At 63.1% G+C, this 2,322-nt stretch carries 3 protein-coding genes; all 3 read left to right on the top strand.

All coding sequences use genetic code 11. From position 1 onward, the window contains the following. Nucleotides 1-236 precede the first annotated feature (236 nt). The 3 genes from ACODTO_RS29500 (at nt 237) to ACODTO_RS29490 (ending at nt 2,238) form a co-directional block, all read left to right on the top strand. Nucleotides 237-776, top strand: a complete 540-nt coding sequence (locus tag ACODTO_RS29500; protein ID WP_139644618.1) for a TetR/AcrR family transcriptional regulator — start codon at nt 237-239, stop codon at nt 774-776. Between the two features lie 29 nt (nt 777-805). Next, nucleotides 806-1,639, top strand: a complete 834-nt coding sequence (locus ACODTO_RS29495) for an alpha/beta fold hydrolase (protein WP_139644616.1) — start codon at nt 806-808, stop codon at nt 1,637-1,639. Between the two features lie 140 nt (nt 1,640-1,779). Further along, nucleotides 1,780-2,238 (top strand): acyl-CoA thioesterase, encoded by a 459-nt coding sequence (locus ACODTO_RS29490; protein WP_464709399.1) that lies wholly within the window; start codon nt 1,780-1,782, stop codon nt 2,236-2,238. Nucleotides 2,239-2,322 lie beyond the last annotated feature (84 nt).

Here is a 2,322-nt window from a genome sequence, read left to right as displayed (position 1 = left end):
AGGACACCGCCCTTTCACGGCGGTAACAGGGGTTCGAGTCCCCTAGGGGACGCCACGATTACCCGCTCTGCGGGATTTTATAAGGGTCATTCAATTCTTGAATGGCCCTTTTGTTTGTCTGGCGTTCAGCCAATTCTCCTATCCTCGAAAAGACACTGCTGACCAGCGGACTGAGTTTCTGCTTGCGGAAAATTATTATGTGGATAATATTGTGATCGTAATATTCGGAGGTGACGATGAGCGATAAAAAAGCACAGACCCGTGAACGCATTATCAAGGCCGCCAGCGATGCGCTGATTCAGCGTGGTCCGGCCGAGCCGAGCGTGGGCGAGGTCATGGGCGCGGCCGGGCTGACGGTGGGCGGCTTCTACGCCCATTTCGAGAGCAAGGATGCGTTGATGCTGGAGGCTTTTAAGCAACTGCTCAGCCGGCGTCGCGGCCTGATCGCCGACATGGATGCCGAACTGACCGGCGAAGAGCGACGCGCCCTGGTGGCGGCGTTCTACCTGTCGCGCAAGCATCGGGACTCCACTGAGAACGCCTGTCCGATCCCGGCATCGATCGGTGAGCTGGGACGGCTGCCGGATCCGTTTCGTGAAGTGCTCAACGAACACATCGAATTAATGACCGCGCAATTGGCGGCCAGCCCGGAAGACGCCGACAAGGCTCTCGCCGACATTGCCTTGATGGTCGGTGGCCTGGCCCTGGCAAGGGCGTTGGGGCCGGGGGAGTTATCGGATCGTGTGCTGCGCGCCGCCAAATCTGCGGTGCGGTGAGCTAAGGCGCAAGCCGTGGGAGAAGAGCGATGGACAGATTGAGCTGGATTCGTGGCGTCAATGGCACGCTGGGTCGGGTGGCTCCGCGTTTGGTGGCAAGGAAAATGCGCGCGCTGTTCATGCATCCCCGGAACCTGCCACCACGGGACTGGGAATTGCCATTGCTGGCAAGCTCCGAGCGCATCACCTTGCGCTTCGGTCTTTCGGCCCTGCGCTGGGGCAAAGGCCCGACCGTCTTGATGATGCATGGTTGGGAAGGGCGGCCCACGCAGTTCGCCGCTTTGATTACGGCGTTGGTGGGCGCCGGTTATACGGTGGTGTCACTGGACGGCCCGGCCCATGGCCGCTCACCTGGCCGTGAGGCGAATCTCCTGTCATTCGCCAGGGCGATGCTCGAGGCCGCCGCGGAACTGCCGCCGCTGCAAGCGGTGATCGGGCATTCCATGGGCGGGGCCAGTGCCATGCTCGCGGTCCAGTTGGGGTTGCGCACCGAGACGCTGGTCAGCATCGCCGCACCCGCACGCATTCTTGGGGTGCTGCGTGGCTTCGCCCGGCTGGTGGGCCTGCCACCCCAGGCGCGTTCGGCCTTCATTCGTCAGGTGGAAAAGGACGTGGGCATGCGTGCCTCGAAGCTGGACGTCGCGCATTATCAGCTGGATGTGCCGGGGTTGATCGTCCACGCCGAGGACGACACCTCCGTCTCGGTCAACGAGTCGCAGTTGATTCATGAGGCCTGGTTTGACAGCCGCCTGTTGCGCTTGCCCCAGGGCGGGCACCAGCGGGTGCTGGCCGATCCCCGTGTCATCGATGGCGTGTTATCGCTGCTGGCCGGGCGCAATCTGCAGGCACGGCAATCGGCCTGAGTTGTGGGAGCTGGGCTGGCCCGCGATCGCGTCGGTATATTCGACATTGATGCAGTTTGACCCGCCGCTATCGCGGGCGAGCCCGGCTCCCACAGGGATCGGGTACACTGCCCCGATTCACATTCGACCGGGAGAGGGGCATGGGCTGGGATCGGGCAACACCGTTCATCATGGATCTTCAAGTAGCCGCCGAAGACATCGACGGGCTGGGCCACGCCAACAACGCCGTCTACGTCTCCTGGCTCGAACGCTGTGCCTGGCGCCATTCCCAGCGCCTGGGGCTGGACCTGGCGGAGTACCGCCGACTGGACCGGGCGATGGCCGTGGTGCGTCATGAAGTCGATTACCTGGCGGCTGCCTACGAAGGCGACGAACTGCAGCTGGCCACCTGGATCGTCGACTGGGACCAGCGACTGAAGATGACCCGGCATTTCCAGCTGATCCGCCCCAGTGACAACACCACCGTGCTGCGGGCGCAGACCACATTCGTCTGCATTGAGCTCTCCACCGGCAAGCCCAAGCGCATGCCGCCGGAGTTCATCGAAGGCTACGGCCCGGCGCTCGCGGCTCATGGTACATCCAGCATTCTCGCCAACTGATCCACCGCTATCGCGAGCAGGCTCGCTCCCACATCGGCCTAGGCCAGCAGACCCATGGCGGCCATCCATAGCCCCCTGTGGGAG

This window comes from Pseudomonas sp. FG13, assembly GCF_057809755.1.
This window is presented reverse-complemented; position numbering and strand designations above follow the sequence as displayed.